General features: G+C 61.7%; 24 protein-coding genes. 10 read left to right on the forward strand and 14 right to left on the reverse strand.

Going from position 1 to position 21,802, the window contains the following annotated elements:
• Positions 1-542 precede the first annotated feature (542 nt).
• Positions 543-1,397: a putative manganese transporter gene (locus tag TQ39_RS04515; protein ID WP_009325150.1), complete on the reverse strand. Its 855-nt coding sequence runs from the start codon at positions 1,395-1,397 to the stop codon at positions 543-545.
• 256 nt (positions 1,398-1,653) lie between these two features.
• Between TQ39_RS04515 and TQ39_RS04520 the strand changes: the two genes are divergently transcribed.
• Complete coding sequence (locus tag TQ39_RS04520) at positions 1,654-3,162, forward strand: 4Fe-4S dicluster domain-containing protein (protein ID WP_009325151.1); 1,509 nt, start codon at positions 1,654-1,656, stop codon at positions 3,160-3,162.
• A 79-nt stretch (positions 3,163-3,241) separates the two neighbouring features.
• Here the strand turns inward: TQ39_RS04520 and TQ39_RS04525 are convergent, their stop codons facing one another.
• The 4 genes from TQ39_RS04525 to gap all read right to left on the reverse strand — a co-directional run bounded on the left by TQ39_RS04525 (position 3,242) and on the right by gap (position 7,782).
• Entirely contained in the window at positions 3,242-4,255 is a 1,014-nt protein-coding gene (locus tag TQ39_RS04525; RefSeq protein WP_050004714.1) for a GDSL-type esterase/lipase family protein, read from the reverse strand.
• A gap of 32 nt (positions 4,256-4,287) precedes the next feature.
• A complete protein-coding gene (locus tag TQ39_RS04530) occupies positions 4,288-5,286 on the reverse strand; it encodes a GDSL-type esterase/lipase family protein (RefSeq protein ID WP_050004715.1) in 999 nt (332 codons plus the stop codon).
• Positions 5,287-5,341: 55 nt separating this feature from the next.
• Positions 5,342-6,553, reverse strand: coding sequence for a GDSL-type esterase/lipase family protein (locus TQ39_RS04535; protein WP_009325154.1), 1,212 nt, complete (start codon positions 6,551-6,553; stop codon positions 5,342-5,344).
• A 215-nt stretch (positions 6,554-6,768) separates the two neighbouring features.
• A complete protein-coding gene (gene gap / locus TQ39_RS04540; protein WP_009325155.1) occupies positions 6,769-7,782 on the reverse strand; it encodes a type I glyceraldehyde-3-phosphate dehydrogenase in 1,014 nt (337 codons plus the stop codon).
• A 264-nt stretch (positions 7,783-8,046) separates the two neighbouring features.
• On the opposite strand from gap, the gene TQ39_RS04545 reads away from it, so the two are divergent.
• The gene (locus TQ39_RS04545; RefSeq protein ID WP_050004716.1) at positions 8,047-8,757 is read left to right on the forward strand and encodes a sensor histidine kinase; all 711 of its coding nucleotides are present in this window, start codon (positions 8,047-8,049) and stop codon (positions 8,755-8,757) included.
• Here the strand turns inward: TQ39_RS04545 and TQ39_RS04550 are convergent.
• The 9 genes from TQ39_RS04550 to TQ39_RS04585 form a co-directional block, all read right to left on the reverse strand.
• Positions 8,708-9,577 (reverse strand): stage II sporulation protein R, encoded by an 870-nt coding sequence (locus tag TQ39_RS04550; RefSeq protein WP_050004717.1) that lies wholly within the window; start codon positions 9,575-9,577, stop codon positions 8,708-8,710. The genes TQ39_RS04545 and TQ39_RS04550 overlap by 50 nt on opposite strands.
• 159 nt (positions 9,578-9,736) lie before the next feature.
• On the reverse strand, positions 9,737-11,086 hold the full coding sequence (gene mgtE, locus TQ39_RS04555; protein WP_050004718.1) for a magnesium transporter: 1,350 nt from the start codon (positions 11,084-11,086) through the stop codon (positions 9,737-9,739).
• A 430-nt stretch (positions 11,087-11,516) separates the two neighbouring features.
• Positions 11,517-11,807, reverse strand: coding sequence for a hypothetical protein (locus TQ39_RS21575; RefSeq protein WP_242853451.1), 291 nt, complete (start codon positions 11,805-11,807; stop codon positions 11,517-11,519).
• 3 nt (positions 11,808-11,810) lie between these two features.
• A complete protein-coding gene (locus tag TQ39_RS21580) occupies positions 11,811-11,984 on the reverse strand; it encodes a hypothetical protein (protein ID WP_242853452.1) in 174 nt (57 codons plus the stop codon).
• 42 nt (positions 11,985-12,026) lie between these two features.
• The gene (ispE, locus tag TQ39_RS04565) at positions 12,027-12,899 is read right to left on the reverse strand and encodes a 4-(cytidine 5'-diphospho)-2-C-methyl-D-erythritol kinase (protein ID WP_009325161.1); all 873 of its coding nucleotides are present in this window, start codon (positions 12,897-12,899) and stop codon (positions 12,027-12,029) included.
• Between the two features lie 15 nt (positions 12,900-12,914).
• Positions 12,915-13,118: a hypothetical protein gene (locus tag TQ39_RS04570; protein ID WP_009325162.1), complete on the reverse strand. Its 204-nt coding sequence runs from the start codon at positions 13,116-13,118 to the stop codon at positions 12,915-12,917.
• Positions 13,119-13,134: 16 nt separating this feature from the next.
• Entirely contained in the window at positions 13,135-14,280 is a 1,146-nt protein-coding gene (locus tag TQ39_RS04575) for a DUF362 domain-containing protein (protein WP_050004719.1), read from the reverse strand.
• Positions 14,281-14,283: 3 nt separating this feature from the next.
• Positions 14,284-15,453, reverse strand: a complete 1,170-nt coding sequence (locus tag TQ39_RS04580) for a pyridoxal phosphate-dependent aminotransferase (protein WP_009325164.1) — start codon at positions 15,451-15,453, stop codon at positions 14,284-14,286.
• Complete coding sequence (locus TQ39_RS04585; RefSeq protein WP_009325165.1) at positions 15,453-15,926, reverse strand: Lrp/AsnC family transcriptional regulator; 474 nt, start codon at positions 15,924-15,926, stop codon at positions 15,453-15,455. Before TQ39_RS04585 ends, TQ39_RS04580 begins: the two co-directional genes overlap by 1 nt.
• Before the next feature lie 272 nt (positions 15,927-16,198).
• Here TQ39_RS04585 and TQ39_RS04590 point away from each other — a divergent pair, with 272 nt between their 5' ends.
• From TQ39_RS04590 to upp, 8 genes are all read left to right on the forward strand, one after another.
• Complete coding sequence (locus TQ39_RS04590) at positions 16,199-16,468, forward strand: ACT domain-containing protein (RefSeq protein ID WP_009325166.1); 270 nt, start codon at positions 16,199-16,201, stop codon at positions 16,466-16,468.
• 15 nt (positions 16,469-16,483) lie between these two features.
• Positions 16,484-17,845, forward strand: a complete 1,362-nt coding sequence (locus TQ39_RS04595; protein ID WP_050004720.1) for a PFL family protein — start codon at positions 16,484-16,486, stop codon at positions 17,843-17,845.
• 492 nt (positions 17,846-18,337) lie between these two features.
• Positions 18,338-18,832, forward strand: coding sequence for a helix-turn-helix domain-containing protein (locus tag TQ39_RS04600; RefSeq protein ID WP_009325168.1), 495 nt, complete (start codon positions 18,338-18,340; stop codon positions 18,830-18,832).
• 178 nt (positions 18,833-19,010) lie between these two features.
• Positions 19,011-19,226, forward strand: a complete 216-nt coding sequence (locus TQ39_RS04605; RefSeq protein WP_009325169.1) for a DUF378 domain-containing protein — start codon at positions 19,011-19,013, stop codon at positions 19,224-19,226.
• A gap of 263 nt (positions 19,227-19,489) precedes the next feature.
• Positions 19,490-19,915, forward strand: coding sequence for a tRNA (adenosine(37)-N6)-threonylcarbamoyltransferase complex ATPase subunit type 1 TsaE (tsaE, locus tag TQ39_RS04610; protein ID WP_050004721.1), 426 nt, complete (start codon positions 19,490-19,492; stop codon positions 19,913-19,915).
• Positions 19,912-20,604, forward strand: coding sequence for a tRNA (adenosine(37)-N6)-threonylcarbamoyltransferase complex dimerization subunit type 1 TsaB (gene tsaB / locus TQ39_RS04615; protein WP_009325171.1), 693 nt, complete (start codon positions 19,912-19,914; stop codon positions 20,602-20,604). Before tsaE ends, tsaB begins: the two co-directional genes overlap by 4 nt.
• A gap of 62 nt (positions 20,605-20,666) precedes the next feature.
• The gene (gene rpiB / locus TQ39_RS04620) at positions 20,667-21,113 is read left to right on the forward strand and encodes a ribose 5-phosphate isomerase B (protein WP_009325172.1); all 447 of its coding nucleotides are present in this window, start codon (positions 20,667-20,669) and stop codon (positions 21,111-21,113) included.
• Between the two features lie 51 nt (positions 21,114-21,164).
• The gene (upp, locus tag TQ39_RS04625) at positions 21,165-21,794 is read left to right on the forward strand and encodes a uracil phosphoribosyltransferase (RefSeq protein WP_009325173.1); all 630 of its coding nucleotides are present in this window, start codon (positions 21,165-21,167) and stop codon (positions 21,792-21,794) included.
• Positions 21,795-21,802: the final 8 nt, after the last annotated feature.

Genomic DNA, 21,802 nt, shown 5'->3' on the forward strand with positions numbered 1-21,802 from the left:
CTTTGAGGCGCGCCGGATTTTCCGTTGCTCCAGGCAAACTATGTTTCCCATCGCGCACTTCGCGTACCGCTCGTGTTCACTAAGAAACATGGTATCTATGCCGCCAGGCTCATGCTTCGCCTGCGGCTCGCATTCACCAACCGGACATATTATACCATGACGCCGCCACAGGCGGCCTCAACAAAACCGCATTCACTGCGGTTTTGCAGGGTTCAATGTTCTCAAAGCCCTGTGCGCCAGCACAGGGGCGTGTGCAGCGCACACGCGCAGCCGCGTAAGCGGCAACTTTGAGGTTATTATACCATATTTCTAAGCTCACACTTCGCGTACCGCTCGTGTTCACTAAGAAACATGGTATCTATGCCGCTAGGCTCATGCTTCGCCTGCGGCTCGCATTCACCAACCGGACATATTATACCACAAACGGTCCGCCGTGTCATTCGGCAATTGGCGGAAATTGTATGGCGCACGGCCTTTCCCTGTCCCTTGCCCGCACCGCGCAAAAAGCACCCCGCCGTGCGGCGGGGTGCTTTTTGATTTTGCTATGCAAACAGGCTGCAAACCAGGCCCGCCGCCACGCCGATGCCGTACAGCAGCGCCACGATAAATAAATTCTGTTTGGCGTTTTTGTTGGCGCGCAGCAGCACCGCCAGCCCCACGCCTGCGCCCGTGCACAACCCCGCCACCACGCCTCCCAGCGAAAGCTGGCCCGCGGCATACAGCTGGGTGATGAGGACCGAGGACACACAGTTGGGAATGAGCCCCACAAGCCCGGCCAGCACAGGCTGCCACGGGCCGCTGGCCGCCAGGAATGCCCCTATGGCCTCCTCGCCCACCAGAGCCACCAGCGCGCCCAAAGCAATGTTGAACAGCAGAATGAACAAAAAGATGTGCAGCGTGTGCTTGAGCGCCGCCGCCAGGATGCCGTCCCGTTCCTCGTGCTCGTGGCAATCCACAGCGCTGCTGCTGCCTGTGTAGCCGCCGCGCACGCTCTGAGGAATCAGCCTTTTGAACACAAAATCAATGCAGAAGCCCGCGGCAAGCGCCACAGCCAGCTTGATGCCGAGGATCAGCGCCAGCGACCGCCAGTGTTCCGGGTTTGCGATGAGCAGCGGCACCGCCTCGTCGGACGTGGCAAGGAACACCGCCAGCAGGGTACCCAGCGTGACCACCTTGCTGGCGTACAGGTTTGCCGCCATGGCCGAAAACCCGCACTGGGGCAGCAGGCCCAGTACGGCGCCCGGCACAAAGCCAAAGCGCCCGCCGCCCGCCAGTGCTTTTTCGATGCCCTCCGAGTGGCGGTGCTCCACATATTCGATCAGCCAGTACGCCGCGAACAGAAAGGGCAGCATTTTCACGCTGTCCAGCAGCGCGTCCAGTAAAAGTTCCAAAATCAAAACAGGGTTCTCCTTTTCTCACAGCCGGCGCATGCCGCGCCGGAAAATCATACCACTCCCGTATTATATGCCCTTCGCCCGGCCTTTACAAGAAGCCCCCGAGGGGCATCCGCCCGGCGCTGGGCAGATGTACCACTATTTTTTTGTGCGGAGCAAAGAACTTTGTCACGGCGCGCACTTGCGCGGCTTTTTGCACTATGGTATGATACTTTTGTAACAGTCTGTCCACACCTGATTGATAAAGGAGTTTTCACACATGCGTGGTATTTATTCTTCCGTTACCGACATCCGCCGCCAGGTATTCACCGAGGTGGCCCGTATGGCATACGAAGGCGGCGATTACAGCCGCGTTGAGGAGCTGCCGTACAAGATTTTGCCGGGCGAGGTGAGCAAATACCGCGACAGTATCTTTCTGGAGCGCGCCATCGTGGGCGAGCGCCTGCGCCTGTCCATGGGTTTGCCGCTGCGCCCCATCGACGAGCACGCGCCCCTTTCCACCGGTATCGAGGAGGCCGCCCGGCCGGAGAAATACTACGAGCCGCCCCTCATCAATATCATCAAATTCGCTTGCAACGCCTGCCCGGAAAAATCTTTTCACGTGACGGATATGTGCCAGGGCTGCCTGGCACATCCCTGCGTGGAAGTATGTCCCAAGGGCGCGGTGTCCATCGTGCACGGCAAAAGCGTTATCGACCAGAGCAAGTGCGTCAAGTGCGGGCAGTGCGCCAACGTATGCCCCTACGGCGCCATCCATAAGATGGAACGCCCCTGCGCCAAGGCCTGCGGCATGGATGCCATCGGCTCCGACGAGCTGGGCCGCGCGAAGATCGATTACGACAAGTGCGTGTCCTGCGGCATGTGCCTTGTAAACTGTCCTTTCGGCGCCATCGCGGACAAAAGCCAGATCTTCCAGGTCATCCAGTCCATCAACCAGGGCGACCGTGTCATCGCCGCCGTGGCTCCGGCCTTTGTGGGCCAGTTCGGCCCGGACATGACGCCTGAAAAGCTGAAGCCATCCATGAAGCTCCTGGGCTTTGACGATGTGGTGGAGGTCGCCATCGGCGCGGACCTGTGTACCATTGAAGAAGCCAAGGATTTTATGCGCGAGGTGCCCGAGCAGCAGCCGTTTATGGCCACGTCCTGCTGCCCGGCCTGGAGCGTGATGGCGAAAAAGCTGTTCCCGGATTTTGCGCCCTATATCTCCATGGCCATGACGCCCATGGTGCTGACGGCCCGCCTGCTGAAAAAAGAGCACAAAAACTGCAAGGTCGTTTTCATCGGGCCGTGCGCCGCCAAAAAGCTGGAAGCCAGCCGCCGCACCATCCGCAGCGACGTGGACTTCGTGCTCACATTTGAAGAAGTGATGGGCATGTTTGAGGCGAAGGCCATCAAGTTCTCCGAAGTGGCCGCCGGGCCCGAGCTGGTGGAGGCCACCGCCGACGGCCGCGGGTTTGCGGTTTCCGGCGGCGTGGCGAACGCGGTGGTGAACGCCATCCACAAGATGGACCCGGACCGCGAGGTAAAGGTGATGGCCGCCCAGGGCCTGCAGGAATGCAAAAAAATGCTGATGCTGGCCAAGGCAGGCAAGCTGAACGGCTACCTGCTGGAGGGCATGGCCTGCCCGGGCGGCTGCGTGGCGGGCGCCGGCACGCTGCAGAACCCGGTGAAATCCACTGCCGCGCTGAACAAATACAAGGCCAGCGCACCGGAGAAGTATTCAGTGGACAGCAAATACGAGATCACGCTCAACCTTTTGCACGATTGACAGCGGCTCACAGCAGATACAGCAGGGCCCCGGCTTTTCAGCCGGGGCCCTGCTGTTATCTTTCACCGGGGCCGGTGCGTCAGGCATACGGCCCCTCCGTCACGAACTGCTTGTTGTAATCGCTGTATACGGTGTGAGTCAGGATATAATCCGCCCAGGCCGCATAGCCCGTGGGGTTCATGTGAATGCCGTCGTAGGTTCCCACATAGTCCCCGCGCAGGTTTCCGTCTGCGTCTGCCAGAGCCTCCTGTGCGTCCAGATAATAAAGGCCCTTGCTCACGGCCAGCTTGGCGATGGCGTTATTGATAAGACGGATGTGGCCGTTCTCCAGCGGCGGCTGCTTTACACCCTGTTCGGCCGTGGTGGGCGTGATGCTCTGCACATAAATGGGCACGCCCGCGAACCGCTCCCGCAGCTTGTCGAGCAGATCGCTGTAATATTTCAGGAACGCTTCATCCGACTGGCTGATGAGCGCGTTGGTGCCGTACAGCACATAGATATTGCTTGGCGACTGCACCTTGATGTCGTCCCACATCTCAATGCGCGAGCCGTCCGGCCGCTGGCCCACAAAATTTTGCAGCACCTGATTGGGGCTGGTGCTCTTATACGCGCATACTGTTGCCACATCCCGCGTGGGTGCATACAGCGCAAAGCCCTGGGACAGGGAATCCCCGATGAACAGCGCCGTGCGGAAATACTCCGTACTCAGCCTGCCGTTGGCAGGCACGGCCAACAGGCGGGAATCGCTGGCAGTAACGTCGCTTTCCAGCGTGCGCTCCACAGGCACTTCCGTGTTCCAAGCCTGCACGGGCGCCGCTGCCTCCGGCCGGCCGCCCACCTCCTGCGCACCGCCGCCGGAGGGCGTAGATACGCTTTCCGGCGCAGGCGGCGTGCTTTCGGACGATGGCGGGCCCCCGTCCTGCTGCGCGCCGCGCACCGGGAACACAGGCTGGCCGTGGATGATCTTCACCGACGAATAGGAAATGCCGAACAAAAGCGCCACAATGAGCACGCCAAGACCCGCCTGCACCAGAAGCGTCTGGTTGCGGCGGCGTTTGCTGTGCACTTTGTACGGCTTGATATTGTTTGCCAAATTGGTGCCTCCAAAGGATATTTGCGGGCGTGCTAACGGTATGCGCCCCCGTCCGCCAGGGCGAACTGCGCGTTGTGCGCGCTGTATATGGTGTGTGCGGCAAGGTAATCCAGCCACGGGCGGTATTTGGAGCCGTCGAGCAGGTGCAGGCCGTCGCTCCCTGCCAGGTCCGCCCGCAGGTAACCGTTCTCGTCCGCCATCACTTCCCACAGGTCCACATAATAAAGCCCTTTGCTCACGGCCAGCTTGGCGATGGCGTTGTTGATAAGCTTCAGATGCTCCCGTTCTAGCTGCGGTTTCTTCTCGCCGTATTCCTGTGTCGTTGGAGTGATGCTCTGCACATAGATGGGCGTATCCGGGAAACGCACCCGCAATTTGTCCAGCAATTCGCCGTAAAATTTCAAAAAGCCCTCGTCCGTCTGCTGCAGCAGCGCGTTCGCTCCCAGAAGGATATAGATGTTCGCTACATCCTGCTGGACGTTGATCTCGTCCCACATCTCGATTTTGGTGCCATCGGCCCGCTGGCCCACATAGTTTTGCAGGATGCTCTGGGGGTTCACGCCCTTGTAGGCGCACACACGCATCCAGTCCCTGTATTCCGGATACCATGCGAAGCCCTGTGTAACGGAATCCCCGATGAACAGCGCATCGCGGAAATAGTCATCGGATACACGCCCGTTTTCCGGTACGGCCAGAAGGCGGGCATCACTGGCCGTCACATCGGCATCCAGCGTGCGCTCCACAGGGGTTTCGGTGTTCCACGCCTGCACGGATACGGCCGCTGTCACGGACGGCGCATGCGGCTGGCTTTCCAGTGCAGGCCCCGGCGCGGGGACCCCGCCGGGCTGTGCCGGCGGCGCGGCGGACACGGCGGCACGCGCGCGCAGCAGCGGCTGGCCGTAAATGATCCTTACCGCAGCATAGGAAATACCGAACAGCAGCGCCACAATGAGCACGCCAAGGCCCGCCTGTGCCAGAAGCGCCCGGCTTCGGCGGCGTTTGCTATACAGTTTGAACGTGCTCTCTGCCAAGGCCAGTCCCTCCCACAGGGCGTTTTCCGCCGTCCGCGCGTGTGCCGTGTTTTCGTCAGGCCGCCGGGGCCGTGTAATAAGGTGAGCCGGGCAGGTACGGATTCTCCTTGCTGTACGCCGTATGTGTCACAAGGAACTCCCGCCATACATTGTAGCCTTCGTTGTTCAGATGGATGCTGCCCGAAGCAATATCCGCCCGAAGCGCGCCGTTTTCGTCGGCCAGAGCGGAGAACAGGTCCAGATAATGCAGATCCCTGTCATATGCTATTTTCGCCAGGTTTTCGTTCAGCCCCCGGATGCGTTCCACTGAAAAGTTTTCGTCCCCGGCCATCTTCTCCGCCGAGACAGGCGGGATGCCCTGGATGTAATACACCGTATCTTGCGGCAGCTGCGGCAGCAGGAAGTCAAGGAAATCGTTGTAATACTTCAGGAATGCCTCATCGGTAAGCGTAGCCATGGAATTGGTGCCCAGCAGAATATACACCTTTTTAGGCGCCGCGGCCAAGATCTCATCTATGGCGGCCACCTGCTGGCCGCTGATGTTTTCCACAAGGCCCTCCATGAACTGCTTGGGGCCCGCGCCCAGATAAGCGGCGTATTTCGCGTTGGGGATGCCGCTGGAATATTCCTGGAAGCCCCGCGTCAGCGAATCGCCGATGAACAGCGCATCGTCAAAGTAGCTCATATCCACACGGCCCGCCTCCGGCAGCGCCACCAGTGAAGCGGAAGGCTGCGTATACGAAGCGTCTGTTTGCTGTACAGGGCCAAGCACCGCTTCCCCTGTCTGCGCCACGCTGCCGTCCGCCTGAGAGGAAGCAGCCTGAGAAGCCGACAAAGCAGCCAAGCTGCTGGCCGCCGCGCGCTTGGCGGGCAGCTCTATGAGCGTGGTAATGACCCACGAAAGGCTCAGGATAACAACGGCCACACAGGCAAAGAACATACCGCCGCCTGGCGCGCGCCTGCGTTTGCGCGGCTTTGCGGCATAGTGGCGTCCGCCCGCAGCCTGCCCGCGGGGCGCTGTGTGTGCCGGAGCGGGCGCTGCGCGCCGCCGCTGGGCGCAAGCGTCATCCCGGGGGCGTGCCGCTTGAGGAGGACGCTGCTGTGCGCCCGAAGGGTGTCCGGCCGTGCTTTGGGCGGCCGGGCGCGCATTGCCGGGCTGCGCCGGACGCGGGATATGGATGATCTGCTCCTGAATGGCACGGGCACGGGCGTCTACATCAGGGCGCGCCGCGCCGCGGCTCTTTTCCTGCATGTGCCGCTGCTCCATGTGCGCCCTCCTTTCCGGCTCATTTTTACGGATACCAAAAGTACCCCAATATACAAAATATTATACCCTGTTTGTCCCCGTTGTTCAACCGTGATTCCTGCCACTTTTTAGGCGGCAGTGTGTGTTTTGTGTGAAAAAGCTGTAAATGCTGCAGATACAAAGAACAAAAAACGCCCCCGCCTCGTTTGAGAAGCGGGAGCGCCGGAAAACATGGGTTACGCCAGCTCAGCGAAATACTTGATGGTGCGGACCATCTGGCTGGTGTAGCTGTTCTCGTTGTCGTACCAAGACACGACCTGCACCTGATAGGTGTCGTCGTCGAGCTTGGTGACCATCGTCTGCGTGGCGTCGAACAGGCTGCCGTAGCGGATGCCGATGACGTCGGAGGAGACGATCTCGTCGGTGTTGTAGCCGAAGCTCTCGGAGGAGGCTGCCTTCATAGCGGCGTTGATGCTCTCCTTCGTTACGTCCTTGCCCTTGACGACGGCCACCAGAATGGTGGTGGAGCCGGTGGGAACAGGCACGCGCTGGGCGGAGCCGATGAGCTTGCCGTTCAGTTCGGGGATGACCAGGCCGATGGCCTTGGCGGCACCGGTGCTGTTGGGCACGATGTTGGCGGCGCCGGCGCGGGCGCGGCGCAAATCGCCCTTGCGGTGCGGGCCGTCCAGGATCATCTGGTCACCGGTGTAGGCGTGAACGGTCGTCATGATGCCGCTTTGGATGGGATAGGCGTCATTGAGGGCCTTGGCCATCGGCGCCAGGCAGTTGGTGGTGCAGGAAGCGGCGGAGATGATGGTGTCCTCAGCCGTCAGGGTGTTCTCATTCACGCTGTAAACGATGGTGGGCAGGTCGTTGCCGGCCGGAGCGGAAATGACGACCTTCTTGGCGCCCGCGTCGATGTGGGCCTGGGATTTGGCCTTGGAAGCGAAGAAGCCGGTGCACTCCAGCACAACGTCAACGCCGATCTTGCCCCAGGGGAGGTTCGCCGGGTCTTTCTCGGCCAGGATCTCGATCTTCTTGCCATCCACGGTGATGGAAGTCTCGTCGGACTCGACGGTGTGGCCCTCGTAACGGCCCTGCGCGGTGTCATATTTCAGCAGGTGGGCAAGCATTTTCGGGCTGGTGAGGTCGTTGATCGCGACGATCTCGTAACCCTCGGCGCCGAACATCTGGCGGAACGCCAGGCGGCCAATGCGGCCAAAGCCATTGATTGCAACTTTTACTGCCATATTAGTACATCCTCCTTATATTCAGGCACGGTGTGCGCCGCACCCTGCGGCGCTGTATTTTGCCCGTAAGACTATCACTTATTGTACCCCAAAAGCCGCCGGACTGCAAGAGTTTGATAAAAGTTTAACGCCGAAAACACGAACTTCTTACACTTTTGTAACAATCCATACATAGCGGCGTGCAAACTTCATACACTATGTGCAGTTTGACCCTGCGCGCCGCCTCCAGCTCCCTGTGGCGCGCATGCGGAAAGGAGGATTCCCATGGCCCCGACGCCAAACAGCGCACTTCTTGCGGCGCATCTGCGTGAGGATACAGCCGACCTTCTGGCCCTGCTGCCCGCGGCCCGCCGTGCGGCGGCGGGCGGCCCCGGCGGCGGCGAAGCCACGCTGGACGGCATCGCCCGCGCGGCCTACCGCACGCTGCGCACCGCCGAAAACCTGGCCGCTCACGCCGCGCTCTGCACCGCACCGCCCCACCCGCAGCCGGTGTGCGTTACAGCGCTGGCCGCGGCCTACGTCAGCGGCGCGGCGGGTGTGTGCCGCAGCGCGGTGTTCGTGCCCGAATGGCCTCGGGCGCCTCTGTGGGCCATGGGAGATGCGCGGCTGTTTGCCGCCGCACTGGGTAATTTGCTGGCCAACGCGGTGCAGTATGGCGGCGAGCGGCCCGCAATATCCGTGCGTGCGGCGCGGCGCGGGGAAACGCTGCTTCTCACTGTGGCCGACAACGGCCCGGGATGCGCGCCCTCCGCCGGGGACCGCGGCCTGGGCCTTGGGCTTGAGGTTGCACGGCGCTATGCCCGCGCCTACGGCGGCCGCCTGCTGGCAGGCAGCGCGCCGGAACGCGGCGCGTGCTTTTCCCTTTGCCTGCCGCTGTGCCCGCCCGGTGCCGCCCCCAGCGTGCCCGACTATATGGCCGATCGCTTCAGTCCTCTGTACGTGCAGCTTGCGCCTGTGTGCGATCTGCCGTTGTGACCGTCCGCCCGCCGGAATGCTCCGTCCCTGCGCGAGAGGCGTTCTCTTTTTTGTCCGCCCGCCGCGCGTCCTGTTCCGCCCCGTCCGCCTCCTCTTGTGCTTCGTCGTCCTGTTCCGCCTGCCCGTCCGCCTCGGCCATCGTCCGCACCCCCTGGCCGGACAGGCTTTCCTTCAGCCCCTCCAGCCATTCCACAGCCGCAAAGCCGACCTTATAAGAACTGCACACAGCCTGCTGCTCCGCACCGGAATAAGCCGACATGTCCTGCCCGCCGTCGGATGTTGCCGCGGGAACGCACATGGGCGGAAACAGCACGCAGAACCAGTTTTTCCCGGCATGCGCGCCGATCTCCACCCGCACGGCGTCGTAGCGCCCGGCGGGCAGCGTGAAGCCGTCATATTCCCGAGTGGAAAAATACATATTCTCCAGCCGAACCGCTATAGGGTAGCTGTATCCGCGGGAACGCACCGTGCGCTGGGCCACAGCGCGGATGGCCTCCAGGTCCGCCCCGGCGGCGCGCAGCGCCCCTTCCTTTGTCCGTTCGGCAGCGAACATGCCGCCCTCCGCCTGAAGGATCGCATCCCGCACCGCCAGCTTCAGTTCCTGGTCCGCCTCTGAATCGGAGTTGGCCAATATATGCAGGCGCAGCGTATCCTCCCGTACACCCGCACATGCGGCGGAAAACCGGGTAAAGCTGCTCAGGCTCAGCGCCAGCGCCAGCCCCAGCAGGACGGAAAGCTCCCACCGGCCCCGGCGCCCCATGCGGGCAAGGCGTCCGCCCAGCGCCGCGCGCAGTGTCTTGCATTTTTTAAGTAATCTCATCGGTATTCACACTCCCTATGGCCGAAGTGTGGACAGACCTTACGCCAATTATTCCCAGCATTCCCGCAAAACAAAGATTTCACATTTTTACGGCGGTTTTGCCTGCCGGCATGAAAAAGCCGCCGCTCCCGGACACGGGGCGGCGGCTTTTCCGGCGCGTCACAGCGGCAGCAGCCGGTGCGCCACGGCAAAATAGATCACAAGCGACACCGCGTCCACAATGGTGGTGATGAGCGGCGAGGCCATGATGGCCGGGTCCATCCGACAGGCCTTTGCAATGAGCGGCAGCACGCCGCCGATGGTTTTTGCCACGATCACGGTGCACAGCATCGTCAGCGCCACAGTGAGGGCCACCATCTCGCTGCCGGGATAGGTGAGGATCAGCCGAACAAAATTCACCGCGCTGAGCACCACGCCCACCAGCAGGCTGACACGCAGCTCCTTCCACAGCACCCGGGGAAAATCCCGCAGGGTAATCTCGTTCACCGCAAGGCCGCGGATGACCAGCGTACTGCTCTGGCTGCCCGCGTTGCCGCCGGTATCCGTAAGCATGGGAATAAACGTGACGAGCAGCGGCATCGCGGCAATGGCCGCCTCATACCGACCCAGGATACCGCCTGTGATCATGCCGGAGATCATCAGCACCAGCAGCCATACGATGCGGTGCCTTGCCAGGGAAAACACGCCCGTTTTCAGATACGGCTTCTCCGATGGGGCCATGGCGGCCATCTTCTCGAAGTCCTCAGTGGCCTCCTGCTCCATAACGTCCACCGCGTCGTCTACGGTAACGATGCCCACCAGACGTCCTTCCGCGTCTACCACGGGCAGCGACAGGAAGCCGTACCGCTGCAGCAGCCGCACGGCCTCCTCCTGGTCCGTCCCGGTGGCGACGGAGATGACGCCGTCCTCCATCACATCGCTGACGAGCTGGCTGTCCCGCGCCAGCAGCAGGCTGCGCACCGTCACCACGCCCAGCAGCCTGCGGCGGGGGCCAACCACATAGCAGGTGTAGACGGTCTCCCGGTCCTCTCCGGTGCGGCGGATGTGCTCAATGGCCTGCTCCACCGTCATCGTGGGGCGCAGATCTGTAAATTCCGCCGTCATAATGCTGCCGGCGGAATGCTCGGGATACTTGAGGAACTGGTTGATCAGGCCGCGCATCTCCGGTGTGGCGTTCTTCAGGATGCGCTTGACCACATTGGCGGGCATGTCCTCCAGCATATCCACCGCGTCGTCCACGTACAGGTCCTCCACGATGACGGCCAATTCCGCATCCGTCGCCGCGGCGACAATGAGCTGCTGCGTCTCCGGCTCCAGCTCTGCGAACACGTCGGCCGCCACGCCCTTGGGCAGCGTACGGAAAGCCAGCACGGCCTCCTCACCGTTCAGCAGTCCCAAAAATTCTGCAATATCCACTTCGTTCAGCTCCAGCAGGGCCTCGCGCAGAGCCTTAAAGGAACGTTTTTTCAGCAGCGCCTCCAGCGCTGCAAAATCATACTGCCGATCCATTTGTGTTTCCTCCTTCTTCCTGTGTGTCGGAGGACGAACACGGGGTGCCTGCCCGGACAAAAAAGCCGCGGAAGCAGGCACCAGAGGCCCGCCGCCGCGGCAAACAAAACCAAAACACGCAAATGCGGGCGTGCAGCGCGCACAGCCCGCTCTGCGCCCCGAAAAAGAGCGTCAGAAAACAGGCCCGAAGCGCCCTGCGGCCGCCGGTGGTGTCTGATCCGGTTGTCTGCCGGGCAATCCCATACTTCGTCCAACGGGTTCCAAAGACGCTTCCTCCTTTGTCGTTTCAATTTGCGCGGCAGCACAGCGCCCCGCGCCACTCTATTGTACGATGCCCGGCCCGGATTTGCAACCCCTTTGGGCACGGTCCGGCGTCCGCCGCAAAGCGGCCCCGTCCGGCGCACTGCCGGACGGGGCCGCTGCTCCGCTCTCACCGCATTGTTTTTCCGTCTATCATCGCCACCTTGGATGTCCGGCCCATCCATGCGTAATATCTGCGCCAGTCCTCCAGAGATTGCAGCGGGATATCTTCGCCGCGTACAAGGATATGCTCCGCCACCTGCTCCGGCTTCAGCGCGCAGTCGTGTTCCTGTCCGTTTTCCAAGATGACGAACCCCGCCATCACGTCCACATCCACGCCGCGGACGGTGAATTCCAGGAAGCAGCGCGTCCTATACTGTGCGTTCGGGTCGGACGGGGCCGGCGCGCCCAGCGGCAGCATCGCCTACTTCAGCTTTTCCACATCCGTTTCACAGACCATCAGGTCAATGTCGCGGAACACGCCCGTTTTCCCCTTAAAATACAGCAGCAGGGAACCGCCCACGGCCCAGGTGACGCCGCTTTGGTTCAGCGCCCGCGCAATATCGGCCAATACATCCAGCTTGCGTTCTGTTTCCATGGCACAGCGCCTCCTGTTTTTCGGTCCCACAGCGTTTAATCCTCATCCGCGCCCCACGACGCGCGCACCTTTCGCCTCCGGCCGCAGCACCCAGCACTGTGGGTAAACCCGCAGCAGCGCCGCTTTCGCGGCCTGGGCCGGGGCCTCGTCTGCAAACACGCCGAACACCGCCGCCCCACTGCCCGTCATCAGCGCTGCCAACGCGCCGTGGGCGCGCAGCGTTTCGCAGATGGGCTTTGTCGCGGCGCTGGCGCTGGAATATTCCAGCGCGTTCTTCATCTGCGCGCACAGGCCCGCCAAATCGCCCCGTGCGATGGCGGCCGCCGCAGCCGCGCTGTCCGGACGCACGTCGGTACCAATGCGGTCGTACCTTGCATATGCCTGCGGCGTGGAAATGCCGCCCGCGGGCATACATACCGTAAAAAAGCAGGGCGGGCAGGGCTTCAGCGGCTCCAGGATATCGCCCACACCGGTAACCCGGGCCGTGCCGCCCACAATGGAAAACGGCACGTCCGCGCCCACCTGCGCGCCCAGCGCGCACAGCTCTGCCGCGGAAAGGCGCGCACCGTACAGCTCGTTCAGCCCCACCAGAACGGCGGCGGCGTCGGCGCTGCCGCCCGCCATGCCCGCGCGCACGGGCACATGCTTTTCCACCGTGATGGCCGCGCCCGCCAGGAGGCCCGTGCCGTGGAAAAACGCCAGCGCCGCTTTATAGGCGGTGTTGTGCTCGTTGGCCGGCACGCGGGAGCCGGGCAGCGAAAGCGAAAGTCCCCTGCTTCTGCGCAAAGTGACGCGCTCCCGCAGGCTGACAGCCTGCATGATCATATCCAGCGTGTGATATCCGTCCGGCCGGGTCCCCGTCACGTCCAGCGTGAGATTCAGCTTTGCGGGTGCAAGCACGGTGACGCTGCGCATGAAAACGACCTCCCTTTACCGCTGTTCCAGCAGTTCAATGATCCTGAAAATCCCCAACAGCACCATCCCCGCAAAAAGGCAGGCGAGGAAAAGCAGCGGCTCTCTGTAATTCCAGTCGAACAGCATGCCGCCCAAAAAGCACTGCAGCAGAAATACGGCCGCCAGCGTGAGCAGCAGGAGCGCCGAAAGCAAAACAGCTGTTGAAATTCCTTTTTTCATTTCTGCCTCTTTCCGTCTACAGATTGAATATCCCAGCCCGCTTCACATCGATGGCCTTTGCGGGGCACATCTCGTGGCAGCAAAAACAGCGGATGCAGGCCCTCGGCACGATATGCGCCTTTCCGTTTTCCACTGTGATGGTGTGCCCTGGGCATATCTCGGCGCACTTGCCGCAGCCGATGCATTTGCTCCGGTGGATCTTCGGGCGCGGGGCAAGCCACTTTTCCACGCCCGGAACGGCCCAGCGCAGCGCCCGGGGTGCCTTGTCGGCAAAGCTGATGTCTGCAAAGCCCGCGGGCAGTTTATAGTCCGCTACGGGCGCTGCCGCCTGCGTGTCGCCGCGCAGCAGCGCTTCCTCCAGTGCCGCCTCGCACAAGCCGCGGGCATGGGCGGCGGCAAGGTACGGCACCCGCATCGCGGGCATCCCCATCAGGCGGCACACAGCAAGGTCCACCGCATACGCGTCCTCTCCGCCCAGCACCAGCCCCAGCGCCCGGGGCGTGCCGCCCGCGGGGCCGTCGCCCTCCATGGCCAGCACGCCGTCGGCAATGATAAGCTGCGGCCGCACGGTCTCGCACAGGTCCACCAGCATTTCTCCAAACGGCTCCTTTTCCGGGAAGCGCATATGGAATTCGGCTTTCTGCAGGCCCGGCACCGTGCCGAACAGATTTTTCACCGCGCAGGACATGCCCGTCATCACATGGGTCTTGACCTTGGGCAGGTCGATGATGAAATCCGCCTCCAGAACGGGGCGCAGCAGGCTGAACTCCTTCACCCGCACGCCGTCCGTTTTACGCGGCGCTGCCTCGCACGCCGTGTAGGCCAGCGCGCCGTGGCGCTCGCACACCGCCAGCAGGCCGCTGGCCTTATAGATGCTCTTCATCACAGCGGGGTTGTACAGCCCGCCGGGGGAATCCGCCACGGTGATACTTTCAACGCCACGCCGCCGCAGCGCCGCACACACGGCGTCCAGCACGGCGGGGTGGGTGGTGACGGCCTTTTCGGGCGCGTGTTTCGCCACCAGGTTCGGCTTCACAAGCACGCGGCTGCGCGGGCCCAGCGCCCGGGCGGCCGCGCTTTGGGCAAAAATGTCCTCCACGTCCGCGGCCAGCGCCGCGGACGCATAGTCCGGCACGGAATAACAATGTACTTCCTTCCCCATCGCTTACACGCCCAGCTCCTGCAAAAACAGCTCGATGCGGTGCAGCGCCTCGGACAAATGGCCGATGGAATACGAATAGCTGATGCGCACATGCCCTTCGCCGGAATCGCCGAAGGCGTTGCCCGGCACCACGGCTACCTTTTTGCCGAACAGCAGTTTTTCGCAGAATTCCTCGCTGGAAAGGCCCGTTTTCCGAATGGAAGGAAAGGCATAAAACGCCCCCTCCGGCTCGAAGCAGTCCAGGCCCATGCGGTTCAGGCTGCTCACGAGGAAGCGGCGGCGCATGTCATACTCGCTGCGCATGGCCTCGATATCCGCGTCGCAGCGGCGCAGAGCCGTCACGGCCGCGTACTGGCTGGTGGTGGGCGCGCACATGATGGCGGACTGGTGGATCTTCGTCATTACCTTGATGATCGGCTCCGGCCCGCAGGCATAGCCCAGACGCCAGCCCGTCATGGCATAGGCCTTGGAAAAACCGTTCACCACAACGGTGCGTTCCTTCATGCCCGGCAGCGAGGCGATGCTCACATGGCGCTCGCCGCCGTAGGTCAGCTCGGCATAGATCTCATCCGACAGAACGATGATGTCCTTATCCCGCAGCAGCGCCGCGATGGGTTCCAGGTCCTCCCGGCGCATCACGGCCCCCGTGGGATTGCACGGGAACGGGAAGATGATGAGCTTTGTGCGCGGCGTGATGGCCGCCTCCAGCTCCTGCGCCGTCAGCTTAAAGCCGTTTTCAGCTTTCAGCGGCAGCGGCACGGGCACGCCGCCCGTCAGCGTGGTGATGGGGTAATAGCAGACAAAGCACGGCTCCGGGATGATGACCTCGTCGCCGGGGTTCACCAGCGCGCGGATGCACATATCGATGGCCTCGGAGCCGCCCACGGTAACGACGGTTTCCCCGGGCGTGTAGGAAAGGCCCATGCGGCGGGAAAGGTAATTGCAGGTCTCTTCCCGCAGCTCCGCCAGGCCCGAATTGCTCGTGTACCAGGTGCGCCCTTTTTCCAGGCTGCGGATGCCCGCGTCGCGCACCGTCCAGGGCGTTTTAAAATCCGGCTCGCCCACGCCCAGCGAGATGCAGTCCTTCATCTCGGCCGCAATGTCAAAAAATTTGCGGATGCCCGAGGGACGCATGTCGCGCGCGGCGGCGGAAATGATCTTTGCATAATCCATCACAGCAGCTCCCGTTCGTCGGTGGGTTCCAGGCCGTACAGCACGCCGTCTTTTTTATAGGTGCGCAGCACGAAATGCGTGGCCGTGCTCAGCACGTCGTCCAGCGGGCTCAGCCGCTTTGCCACGAACAATGCAATGTCCTGAAAGCTCTTGCCGCTCATCACCAGCGAAAGGTCGTACCCGCCGCTCATCAGCATCACGCTGTCCACCTCGTCAAAGCGGGCGATGTTGGCCGCAACCTCGTCAAAGCCGCAGTCCCGCTTGGGCGAAACGCGCAGCTCGATGATGGCCTGCACCCGGTCGGCTCCGGCCTTGTCCCAGTCGATCAGCGCCTTGTAGCCGTTGATGACGTGGGCCTGCTGGTACGCGTCGATCTGCTTCGCCACCTCCTCGGGCGTGCTCTCCACCATCGTGGCGATATCCTCAAGGCTGATACGGGCGTTTTCCTCCAGGATCTTGAGTATCTTTTCCATGGATGTTCCCCTCTTTCTTCGCTGTACATCTCGCCTCTTCATTTATGAGGCGATATTTATTAGGCGATATTAGGTACATTATAGTAAATCCGGCGCCGAAAGTAAACATCCGCACAAAACACACCGCGCACGGAGCCGGGATTTCGGCGGTTTCGGCTCTTTTCCCCGGCGGATTTTTTTGTTATACTGGTAAAACAGACCGCGGGCCGGACGGGCCCGCCTGCGGACGCCGCGCCCCGACGGCGCGGGCACAACGGAGGAGAGGGAATAAAATGGAAGCTGTTATCACTGTCGTGGGCAACGACAAAGTAGGCATTCTTGCACAGGTATGCACCGCGTGCGCCGAGGCCAATGTAAACGTGGAGGAAGTGACGCAGCGCATCCTGCGCGGCACCTTCGCCATGATCATGCTGGTGGATGTGTCCAGCTGCTCGATGGATTTTACGGCCTTTGCAGAGAAGATGAAGCAGAAGGGCGACGAGCTGGGCGTGGATGTGCGCTGCACCCGGCAGGAAATCTATGACGCCATGCACCGTATTTAAGGAGATGGAGCGCATATGTTGAACACGAACGATATTCTCGAGACCATCCAGATGATCACGGACGAGCATCTGGACGTGCGCACCGTGACCATGGGCATCTCCCTGCTGGACTGTGCGGACCCGGACGGCCGAAAAGCCTGCGAAAAGATCTACCGCAAGATCACCGAAAAAGCAAAGGACCTTGTCAAAACAGCCGAGGACATCTCAGCCACCTACGGCATGCCCATCGTAAACAAGCGCATCTCGGTAACGCCCATCGCCATGCTGCTGGCCAGCGCGCCGGACGCGGACCCGGTGTGGTATGCCAAAACGCTGGACGCTGCGGCCAAGGCCGTGGGCGTCAACTTCATCGGCGGCTATTCGGCGCTGGTGCACAAGGGCTTTTCCGCCGGGGACGAGCGACTCATCCGCAGCATCCCGGAGGCGCTGGCCTGTACGGACTACGTCTGCAGCAGCATCAACGTCGGCTCCACCAAGAGCGGCATCAACATGGACGCCGTCAAGATGATGGGGCCCGTCATCAAGGAAGCCGCGGCGCGCACGCGGGATAAAATGTGCGCGGGCGCGGCAAAGCTTGTCGTATTCTGCAACGCGCCGGAGGACAACCCCTTCATGGCGGGCGCGTTCCACGGCCCGGGCGAGCCGGACTGCGTTATCCACGTGGGCGTCTCCGGCCCGGGCGCGGTGCGTGCGGCTCTGGCCCAGCTGCCCAAGGACGCTTCGCTGGACACCGTGGCCGAGCTGATCAAACGCACGGCGTTCAAAATCACACGCATGGGCCAGCTTGTGGGCAACCTTGCCAGCGAGCGGCTGGGCGTGCCCTTCGGCATCGTGGACCTTTCACTTGCGCCCACGCCCGCGCCCGGCGATTCCGTGGCGAATATTCTGGAAGAAATCGGGCTGGAGAGCTGCGGCTGCTGCGGCACGACGGCCACGCTGGCCATGCTGAACGACGCGGTAAAAAAGGGCGGCGTGATGGCCTCGAACCACGTTGGCGGGCTTTCCGGCGCGTTCATCCCTGTGTCCGAGGACGACGGCATGATCAAAGCCGTGGAGCGCGGCAGCCTATCCATTGAAAAGCTGGAAGCCATGACGGCCGTGTGCAGCGTGGGCATCGACATGGTCGTCATCCCGGGTGAGACGGACGCCGCCGTCATCTCGGCGCTCATCGCGGACGAGGCCGCCATCGGCATGGTGAACACCAAAACGACGGCCGTGCGCGTTATCCCGGCCATCGGCTGCAAGGAGGGCGACGTGCTGGACTTCGGCGGCCTTTTGGGCTATGCGCCCATCCTGCCCGTGAGCACGTTCTCGCCGTCGGTGTTCGTCAACCGCGGCGGACGCATCCCCGCTCCGCTGCAGGCGCTGAAAAACTGAACTTTCTCTGTGCCGCCCCTCTGCGGGGCGGCTTTTTTTATAAAAATGCAGCTTGCACATTCGGCACTGGGATGATACTCTTTAAACAGGTAATAACTCCAAATCTTGTGAAAGAAAGTTCAATTGAAAAGCAGAGAAACTGGTTGCAGCTTGTCAGAAAAGCTGCCTGCGAACAGGGCCTTTCGTCCCGTTCACCGCGCACAGCGGCCTTCGGCGGTCGCTTCGCTCTATACTGGCCCTGCGGGACGTCGCGGGGTTATTTTAAATGAAAAAGTGGCGTCTAAGCGCTAAGAGCCGCGCTTTCAGCGCGGTTGTCCGCAGGGGAGGCTTCGCACCGCTCCGACACGCGCCCGCGGGCGCGGTCACCATCCCTTTTTCAGGCTTTTCCCCAGATGCTTCTTTGCCTTTTTCGACATTCTGATAGGTTGTTCGCTATCTGCGGGATAGAATTCTCATGGACACCGTGGTACTCTAATGCCGGAGGGGATTCTCATGGATCAAGTAAAAATCGGAAAATTCATTGCTGAACTTCGCCGACGGGCCGGACTTACACAGGAAGCCCTTGGCGAAAAAATTGGAGTTACCAACAAAACCATCTCCCGTTGGGAAAACGGAGATTATATGCCGAACATTGAAATGCTTCAGCTTCTCGCTGAGGAATTCAGTATCAGTATCAGCGAAATTCTGGCCGGGGAAAAATTTTCCGATGAAGAATCTCGTCATAAAGCAGACGAAAATGCAATCGCAACAACAAGTACAAGCGCCTTTTCGTTGAAAGAAAGAAAAACATTTTTCAAAAAGAAATGGCGCAGGGAACATTTTTCTCTTTTTGCTGTCCTGGCTTTGATTTTGATTGCCGCCGTCGTATTTCCCCTGGTATTTCACAAACCATGGCTTCTCGGTATAGCACCTTTGGTCGCGCTCGTTGAATACGGCTTTCAAAACAACCGAATGATGGTCTATGTCGAAAAATGCCTATATAAATGAAAGCGGCGCAGCTGTTCCCAGTTCGTGGAACAGCACGGAAGTGCCGCCGCCCCGCTTTCCTTTCGGCCGAACAGCCCCCGGAACGCACCAATCACGCAAAAGGACGCGCCGCACAGGGCACGGCGCGCATATTTTCCCTTTTTGCCGCTCAAACTAAGCGCAGAAAGGATGTGTTCCCATGAATATCTTCTATAAGATCTGCGTTATTCTCATCATCATCGGCGGCATCAACTGGGGCCTCATCGGCCTGTTCAGCTTCGACGCCGTGGCTTGGCTGCTGGGCGGCAGCGCAAGTTTGCTCTCCCGCGCGGTATATACCGTGGTTGGTATCGCCGCGCTGTGCGCCATTCCCAGCCTGTTCGGCAGCGAGCCGCAGGCGCGCCGGGCGGAATAACGCCCCGCGCGTTTTCCCTCTCTTCCGGCCGTCCGGTGCGCCGCGTTCACAAAACGCGTTTTCGGGCGGCCCCTCTCCACGGCAGCGGGCCTCCGCTGCCGTTTTTTGTCGTTCCAATTTCTCCGAAAGCCCCTCCCGGGCGGGATTTCCAGTCCATATCGTGCGCCGCGCACTTTACAGAAACCCCACTTTTGGTATATAATATGCTATAAATGCGCGCACCTGCGCGCACTTTGATACAAACAGCATGCAGGAGGCGCGCCATGGCGGTATACGAAACAGGCAGCAGAGCCGAAACGGCAGCGCTGGGCGAGCGCCTGGCCAAGGTGCTGCGCAGCGGCTCCCTGGTGCTGTTTACCGGAGGGCTCGGCGCGGGGAAAACAGCCTTCTGCGAGGGCATCGCCCGCGGGCTGGGCTGCACCGACGAGGTCTCCAGCCCCACGTTCGCCATCGTGAACGTATACCGCGGCCCTCAGCCCTTCGCCCATTTCGACATGTACCGTATCTCCACCATGGAGGACCTTCAGGCAACGGGCTTTTTTGATTATCTGGACGACGGCGCGGTGGTTGCCGCAGAGTGGAGCGAAAACGTCGCGCCGCTCGTGGCGGGCGAACCCGCTGTTCATGTGGACATCGCAGTGCTGGACGAGCACCGCCGCCGCATCACCATCGAGGGGGCTCAGCTTTGACGATCTTTGGCCTGGATTCTGCGGGAAAGACCGCCGGCATTGCCATACTGCGGGACAGCCGGCTGATTTATGAATGTTATCTGGCTACGGGCCATACACACAGCGAAACGCTGCTTTGCCTGTGCAAAAACGCCTTTGACGCCGCAGGGCTTTCTCCCGCGGAAATAGACGTGTTCGCCGCCGCTGCCGGGCCGGGCAGCTTCACGGGCCTTCGCATCGGGCTGGCTGCCGTCAAGGGACTTGCTTTCCCACACGACACGCCCTGCGCCGCTGTCTCCACACTGGAGGCGTTGGCATACAGCGCGGCTGTGGAAGGCACGCTGCTGTGCGCGCTGGATGCGCGCCGGGGCGAGGTGTACTGGGCCGGTTTTTTCGCCGCGGACGGTGCGGTGGAGCGCTTATGCCCGGACGAGAGCGCGCCCGCCGCTTCCCTGCGCGGGTTTGTGGAAAGCGCGCGGGAGCCGGTGTGGCTGCTGGGCGACGGCGCGCAGCTGGTGGACGAGGCGCTGAACGGCACGGGCAAGACCCGCCTGTATCCCGAAGCCTACCGCCTGGGCCGCGCCGGCGGCGTGTGCCGGGCTGCGCTGGCAGCGGGTGAAACGGTGCCCGCTGCACAGCTTATCCCCGATTACCACCGCCTTTCGCAGGCGGAGCGGGAACGGGCGGCGCGTCTGCAGGCCGCGCCCTGACCGCGCAAAAGATAAAAAACATACCGCGCCGGCTTGCGCCCGCGGACAAGGAGTTGTATCATATGGAGAAACCCGTTGCACTGGGCGCCGACCATGGCGGTTTTGCCCTGAAGGAGGCCGTCCGGGCGCACCTGGACGAACGCGGCGTGCCCTACGTTGATTACGGCACGCACAGCGAAGCATCCGTTGATTATCCCGATATGGCCGTGCCTCCCTGCGAGGCCGTTGTGCGCGGCGAATGCGCCTGTGCATTGCTGTTCTGCGGCACGGGCGTGGGCATCAGCATGGCGGCCAACAAGCTGGACGGAATCCGCGCCTGCTGCTGCAGCGACGCTTTCAGCGCCAAATACACACGCCTGCACAACGACGCCAACGCCCTTTGTCTGGGCGGGCGCGTTGTCGGCCCGGGCCTTGCCTGCGAACTGGTGGACCTGTTTCTGGACACCCCCTTCGAAGGCGGCCGCCATGCGGGCCGCGTCGCCAAGATATCCGCGCTGGAGCAGCGCTGACATACACGCCGAGCCATCCCGGAAAGCCGAACATAAAGGAGACTGAAAACAATGAGCAAAACAATGATCATGGACCATCCCCTTGTACAGCATAAGGTAAGCCTGCTGCGCAACAAAAACACCGGCACCAAAGAATTCAAGGAGCTTGTGTGCGAGCTTGCCACACTGCTGTGCTATGAGGCCACGCGGGATCTGCCCACCGAAGAGGTGGAGATCGAGACGCCCATCGCTGTGGCAAAGACGCGCATGCTGTCCGGCCGCAAGCTGGCGCTGGTACCGATCCTGCGCGCGGGGCTGGGCATGGTGGACGGCATGCTGGCGCTCATCCCGGCCGCTAAAGTCGGGCATATCGGCATGTACCGCAACGAAGAGACGCTGGAGCCTGTGGAATACTACTGCAAGCTGCCCGATGATATCGCCGAGCGCGAAGTCATCGTTCTGGACCCGATGCTCGCCACCGGCGGCAGCGCCGTAGACGCCATCACGCAAATCAAAAAGCGCGGTGCAAAGAGCATCAAGTTCATTGGCATCATCGCTGCGCCCGAAGGCATGCAGCGCCTGCAGGAGGCGCATCCCGACGTGGACATCTATGTGGCCGCGATGGATGAAAAGCTGAACGAGAACGGCTACATCGTGCCGGGTCTCGGCGATGCGGGCGACCGCATTTTCGGCACAAAATAAAACGTTCC

The sequence above is a fragment of the Ruthenibacterium lactatiformans genome (assembly GCF_000949455.1).
Lineage (GTDB): Bacteria > Bacillota > Clostridia > Oscillospirales > Ruminococcaceae > Ruthenibacterium > Ruthenibacterium lactatiformans.